At 69.2% G+C, this 6,441-nt stretch carries 4 protein-coding genes; all 4 read left to right on the top strand.

Annotated features, from left to right (window positions below):
* Positions 1-25 precede the first annotated feature (25 nt).
* The 4 genes from ABD161_RS15615 to ABD161_RS15630 all read left to right on the top strand — a co-directional run bounded on the left by ABD161_RS15615 (position 26) and on the right by ABD161_RS15630 (position 6,287).
* Positions 26-2,554: an ATP-binding protein gene (locus ABD161_RS15615; protein WP_344005075.1), complete on the top strand. Its 2,529-nt coding sequence runs from the start codon at positions 26-28 to the stop codon at positions 2,552-2,554.
* The gene (locus ABD161_RS15620; protein ID WP_344005078.1) at positions 2,551-4,569 is read left to right on the top strand and encodes a hypothetical protein; all 2,019 of its coding nucleotides are present in this window, start codon (positions 2,551-2,553) and stop codon (positions 4,567-4,569) included. The genes ABD161_RS15615 and ABD161_RS15620 overlap by 4 nt, the downstream gene beginning before the upstream one ends.
* Positions 4,566-5,852, top strand: coding sequence for a M23 family metallopeptidase (locus ABD161_RS15625; RefSeq protein WP_344005081.1), 1,287 nt, complete (start codon positions 4,566-4,568; stop codon positions 5,850-5,852). The genes ABD161_RS15620 and ABD161_RS15625 overlap by 4 nt, the downstream gene beginning before the upstream one ends.
* A 120-nt stretch (positions 5,853-5,972) precedes the next feature.
* Positions 5,973-6,287, top strand: coding sequence for a ParB family protein (locus ABD161_RS15630; RefSeq protein ID WP_344005084.1), 315 nt, complete (start codon positions 5,973-5,975; stop codon positions 6,285-6,287).
* Positions 6,288-6,441 lie beyond the last annotated feature (154 nt).

Consider the following 6,441-nt stretch of genomic DNA (forward strand, 5'->3'; position numbering starts at 1 on the left):
GCATCAGGAAAGTAAGGAGCACGTCATGCGGATGCCAGCGGTCGCTCTCTCCGGAGGGCTGATGTGGAGCAGGTGGGGCACTGTGTGGGCGACGTGGCGCCTGCGCGGACTGCCCTACGGTCTCGGCACCGACGAGATGAAGGGCGCGGTCCTGGCCAGCCACCAGGCGCTGTTCCAGTCGCTCCGCGGCGAGGCGCTGCTGATGGGTCTGTGCGCCTCGACAGATCCGGCCGACATCGTCGACCGGATGCTCGACGGCGTCGACCTGCACGAGTCGCTCGGGTGGGCCGAGGAGACCGCGCTGACGCTCGACTCCCTCGAGGAGGTGCCGCTGGGGGAGCGCGCCTTCTGGCTGAGCATCCCGCTGGCAGCCGGCAACTGGAAGGCCCGCGCCTTCGCCGCCCTGCGCGCCGGGGACTCGTTCGTCCGCGAGCAGTTCGCTCTGCCGCGTTCTCTGCCGACCAAGGCCGAGATCGCCGAGGCGATGCAGGCGGCCGACCTGATCCAGCAGAAGATCCCCAAGGTGTTCCAGCCCCGGCCGGCCACGCCCGCGCAGCACGTGTGGATGGCGATGCACGCCCAGCAGCGCGGCCTGTACACGGACGGCGCCGTGCCGGGGGAGAACGAGCAGCCCGGCATCGACGGCGTCCCGGCCACGCAGCCGCCCACCGCGATGCCGCGCCCGTGGATCGACGAGGGCGGACAGTCGGACCTGACCCGCAACAGCATCCGCCGGCACGTCCCGTTCAACCGCCGCTACCTCAAGGTGCAGTCCTCGCACATGGACTCGGCCCCGTCCTACCAGGTCACTCAGGCGCTCGTCGGCAGCCCGAAGGCCGGATGGCAGGTGCCCGGAGTCGAGTGGATCTCCCGCGTGGACCACTACGGCATCGACGTCGATTGGGCGATCCGCATGCAGATCAGCTCCGCCGAGGTCGTCAAGCGCCGCAACAAGCGGGCCGAGGAGCAGCTGGTCGACCAGGAGAAGCAGCAGTCCGGCACCCTGGCGATCACCGGATCGGGATCCGAGCTGGATGAGATCGCCGAGACCCTCGCCGCCTACCAGCGCTCCCTGAACTCCTCCGACCGCGAGGTCGAGGTGCAGGGCACGATCATGTACACCGTCGCGGCCCCCAGCCCCGAGCTCGCGATGGAGCAGGCGCGGTTCGTCGCAGCAGACTTCAAGGCCAGCGACTTCCTCCTCGAGGCACCCCTCGGCGGGCAGGAGGAGCTGTGGTGGGCGATGCAGCCTGGCATCCCCACCTCCCGGATCGTCCGGGAGCTGTCGCAGATCACCACCGGCCGCGAGTTCGCCTCCGGGCTGCCGATCGTCACCAGCGCGCTCGGCGACGAGCGCGGCATCCGCATCGCCGACAACACGACCACCGGCCGGCACACCCCATGCCTGCTCGACCTGTACGGGTCGATCGCCGCCGACGCCTCGGGCTCGTTCGGGATCGTCGCCGAGCTCGGCGCCGGCAAGAGCGTGCTCCTCAAGATCGTCGCCGGCTCTGTCGTCGACCGCGGCGGCCGCATCGTCGTCATCGACCGCACCCACCTGCGCGAGTACGCGATCTTCGCCAAGTCGCTGCCGCAGGCCAGCACCCGCATCGTCGACATCCTCGCCCCCGAATGGTCCCTCGATCCGCTGCGCGTGTTCGGCCCGGCCCAGGGCGCGCGCATGGTGCAGTCGCTGTTCTCGATGCTGCTCAACCTGAACAGCTTCGACGACGAGGGAATCGCGCTGTCGGAGATCCTCGCCCCCGACTACATGACCGAACACGGCATCCAGTCGCTGGGCACCCTGGTCGCCCATCTGCAGACCATCGCGGACCAGGACCCGATCGCGAAGAAGCTGCTGCGTCTGATCCGCGTGGTGTCCACCAAGGACATCGGCCGGGTCCTGTTCGACGAGACGCTGCCGCCGCTGGATCTGAACGCCGAGGCCATCGTTTTCTGCACCCACGGCATGGAGCTGCCCGACAAGGAGCAGGTCGAGCAGGAGCACCTTTTCAAGCAGCTCACCATCGACCAGGTGTTCGGCCGGGCGATGTACGCGCAGCTCGTGCAGATCGCGCGCGAGGTCTGCTTCGCCGACCCCAGCCAGCTCGCCGTGGCGTTCTTCGACGAGTGCCACCACATCACCGCTTCCCGCGACGGTCAGGACGAGCTGCGCACGTTCTTCCGCGACGGCCGCAAGCACGGGGCTGCGGCCGCGGTCGCCTCCCACGACCCGGAGGACTTCGGCGACGAGCGCACCCGGGGTCTGATCAAGATCCGGTTCGTGATGCGCCAGACCGACGAGACGCTCGCCAAGCGGGCGATCAAGTGGCTCGGCCTGCCCGTCGAACCCGAGACCGTCGCCACGATCACCTCCGACACCTCCCCGATGGGACCTGACGGCACGGTTCCGATGGACCGTCGCGGCGAGGCGATCATGCGCGACGTGCGCGGCCGCTACGGCAGGATCCGCACGATCCTGCCTCACCGTCCCGAGCGGCGCCTGGCGGTCCTGTCGACCCCGTCCAAGAAGCCAGAGGAGGCGGCGGCATGATCGCGTTCTACGCCCGACAGCTGCACGGGATGCACGAGCTCGCCTGGCGGATCCGGTTCTGGTGCGCTGAGCACCCGCGGTGGTCCAAGGCGATCATCACCCTGCTCGTGATCGCCTGGATCGTCCTCGCCTCCCAGCAGGCCGCGCACGCCAGCTGGCTGCTGCCCGAAGACACCGAGCTGCGCGACTCCAAGGGCGTCCCGTTCGACAGCTACGTGGCGCTGAGCTTCAACGAGCCCGCCCCGTGGGAGATCCACGCGATCCTCATCCAGTTCCTCGCGCAGCTGATCTGGGCGATCCTGTGGGTCGTCACGGGCCTGACGCTGTGGTTCCTCAACTTCATGCTCTGCTTCGGATGGGTCGACTGGATCTCCACCCCGGTCACCGTGTTCGCCGAATGGCTCGAGGGCATGTTCGGCGAGATCCACTGGGCACCGTTCGCACTGTCGATCGCAGCACTGTTCGCCGGCATCGCCGTGATGCGCGGGCGCACCGCGGCGGGCCTGTCGGAGGCGTTCATGGCCGCGATCATCGCCGCGCTGGTCGGTGGGATGCTGGCCAACCCCGTCGCCAGCCTCGTCGCCGAGCCCAGCGGACTCCTGCCCCAGGCGCAGCAGTGGGGCGGCGAGATCGCCAACAGCATCGTCATCGACAAGGACTCCGAGTACGAGATCACCACCGGCACGGGCTCGACTCTCTCCTCCGGCGTGACCGCCGCGATGATGGATGTCTTCGTGCGGATCCCGAACCAGGCGATCTCCTATGGCCAGGTGCTGCCGGACGCCTGCCAGGAGGCCTTCACCACGTTCAAGATCGACGGTGAGGACGCCAAGGGCGCGCTCGAGGACTGCATGCGCGCGAACGGCGCCGAGCAGTCGATCGACTTCACCCGCTCGATCGCCGGCTTCCTGGCGATCATCTTCTCGGTCTCCAACGCGATCGCGATCATCGTGCTGCTGGCGGTCTCGCTCGCGATCGGCGCCCTGCTGATCATCGCCGTCGGCGGGTTCCTCATCGCCGGCGTGAAGTCCATGATCTTCGGCCCGATCGCGATCCTCCCCGTCGACCGCGGCCCGCTGTGGAAGGCGGTCTCGGACATGGTCATGGGCGTGTTCGGCATCGTCGTGATGACCTGCGGCCTGTCGATGTACCTCAAGTTCCTGATGTACGTCCTCGGCCTCGACGAGGTGCTGCGCCTGCCTCACAACCTGCGAGTGATCCTGATCGTCTTCGCGATGATCTTCGGGGTCGTGATCATCGTCCGGATGCGCAGGGGCACGCTCAAGGCCGGCCACGCGATCGCGCAGCGCCTGGCCCGAATCGGACTGGGCATGCAGGGAGCCTCCTCGAGCACTCACCCGCTGGTGAAGATGGCGACGCTCAAGTCCGGATACGACCTCGCCCAGCAGGTGTTCTCCCGCCGGCCGCGCTCGGCCGCGACCCCGGAGGCGGCACCGCAGGAGCCCAAGGCCCCGTCGAAGCCGGCCCCGATGCAGAAGCAGCTCACCGCCGGCACCCCGGCGTCGGAGCCGATGAAGCTGGAGCAGGTGCCCTCGACCCCCAACCCGTCGCCGTCGAAGGGCAGCAACGCGACCAAGGCGCTCAAGGTCGGACGAGTCGCCGTCGAGCTCGCCAAGGGCGCCAAGGGCGGTGTGCCGGGCCTGGCCCTCACCGCCGGCAAGCTGGCCGCCCAGGGGGCCGCCAACGCGGCGAAGTCCAAGGCCGCCAGCACGGCCAAGACCGCCGCCAAGGCGATCGTCACCGGCCCCGCCGAGAACAACGCCAGCGATCCGGCGCCGGCACGAGTGATCGAGGTTCCCGGCCACCGACGGTTCGAGATCGACAAGGACGGCCGCGCCCGCGTACGCCGCACCGACTCCGTCATGATCCACGACGTCTCGAGCCTGCCTCCGCGCGCCCCGCATCACACCAGCGCGCGCGCGCAGGATCGCCGTGAGATGCTCGCCCGCCTCCGCGCGCAGATGCAGGCGGCGAAGACCCCGAGCAAGGCATGAAGAAGCTCGCCGTCGGCATCGGCGCCGCCCTGGCCGCACTCAGCGTCGCCGGCGGCGGGTTTCTCGTGCTCATCATGACCGTCGCGGCCGCCGCCGGCGGAACACAGGAGGCCATCGAGAACCCGGACAGCTGCACGCCCGGCCAGCAGCTGCCGGCCGATTGGTCCACACCCCCGACCGGCTGGCCAGATCGGCCCGAGAGCACCCTCGCGCCTGCGCCGAACGAGGACGGGAGCGATCCGGCTATCGTCCCTGACTCGCTCGAGGTCCCCGTCGGCGGGGGAACGGTCACCCTCAACGCCCGCCAACTCGAGGTCGCCAGCCAGATCGTCGGCACCGCCCGTGAGGTGGGCGCCTCCGACGATGCGATCACGATCGCGCTGATGACGGCCCTGCAGGAGTCCACCCTGCGCAACCTCGCGAACTCGAACGTGCCCGAGTCGCTGGAGTACCCCAACGACGGCGTCGGCAGCGACCACGACAGCGTGAACCCGTTCCAGCAGCGCCCCGCGGCCAACTGGGGCAGCATTGAGGAGCTCATGGACGTCGACTACGCCACCCGCGCGTTCTTCGGCGGCACGGACGGACCCAACGGCGGCAGCCCCCGCGGCCTGTTCGACATCCCGGGCTGGGAGGAGCTGAGCCGCGGCGAAGCGGCCCAGAAGGTCCAGGTCTCGGCGTTCCCCACCGCCTACGACAAGTGGGAGGAGGCAGCCGAGTCGATCCTCGCCGCCGTCGGGCCAGGCAGCGGGAGCGGCTGCGGCAGCCAGGACAACGGCGAGGCGGTCCTGCCGCTCGATGCGCAGACCTACCAGGTCACCAGCGACTACGGCCCCCGCGACTGCTACGGCGCGATGTCCTGCTGGCACCCGGCATGGGACTTCGCCACCGGAGGCTGCGGCGCCCCCGTCTACGCGATCCGGCCCGGCACGGTCACCACCGACGCAGGCCCCTACCTCGGCATCACGGACCCTGCCACCGGCGTCGAGTACGAGTACTTGCATATCTGGCCGGAGGACCGGCTCGTCGGCCTCGGCGACGTCGTCGACATCGGCGACCACATCGGAGGCATGGGTGACATGCCTCCGTCGTACGGCTGCCACCTCGACCTGCGCATCGACGTCTCAGGGACCACCGACGAGGCAATGGCCGCGTTCCCGACCAGCAAGGACGCCGGCGCCCCGCCGAGCGTGTGGGGCTACGTGGAGCCCAACGACTTCATGATCGAGTTCTACGGGCTGGACCTCTGCCCGGCCGAGTGGTGCACCGTCAACCGCGGCTGAGCGCGACAGCCGGTTGCAGGACGCGAGCCGACCTGCTGGGGTAGTGGGATATCCCCCGCTCGAAAAAGACATCGTTTGGCGGTGTCTTTCAAGGCCCACACCCGAACGGACCTTCCCTCGATGACCGCACGCACGCCTGCCCAGACGAGCTCGACCGGATACCGCTCGCAGGCGTACTACATCCACAACGAGAACACGCACCAGAGACTGAAAGCCGCCTGGTGGTGGACCCGCGAGGAGGAGGGGAGCTCCGGTTCCCTCTCTGCCCTGGTGGAACGTCTGATGATCGCCGAGGCCGAGCGACTCGAATCACTGCACAACGACGGCGAGCGGTTCCCGCCGGCCCCGGAGGATGCCCGCGGCGTCGACCGCGACGGCGTCGCGCGACAGGCAGCAGCGATCCGACAGCAGCGCCGCCAGCGGTCCACCGACTGACGAGTCAGACCGCCAAGAGGTCGGGTCGCGCGGGGCCCTCACGCAACTCGGATGAGACATCGCAGGTCTGGTGAGACGCATCGCAACTCGGATGAGAATCCCGCAACTCCCCTGAGACAGGACAGCGCAGGATCGGCGCGGGGAGAGGTCTCAC

Origin of the sequence: Microbacterium paludicola, from assembly GCF_039529675.1 — a bacterium.
Lineage (GTDB): Bacteria > Actinomycetota > Actinomycetes > Actinomycetales > Microbacteriaceae > Microbacterium > Microbacterium paludicola.

Coding starts and splice junctions, on each gene's coding strand:
- ABD161_RS15615 (WP_344005075.1), top strand. CDS start 26: ATGCGGATGCCAGCGGTCGCTCTCTCCGGAGGGCTGATGTGGAGCAGG.
- ABD161_RS15620 (WP_344005078.1), top strand. CDS start 2,551: ATGATCGCGTTCTACGCCCGACAGCTGCACGGGATGCACGAGCTCGCC.
- ABD161_RS15625 (WP_344005081.1), top strand. CDS start 4,566: ATGAAGAAGCTCGCCGTCGGCATCGGCGCCGCCCTGGCCGCACTCAGC.
- ABD161_RS15630 (WP_344005084.1), top strand. CDS start 5,973: ATGACCGCACGCACGCCTGCCCAGACGAGCTCGACCGGATACCGCTCG.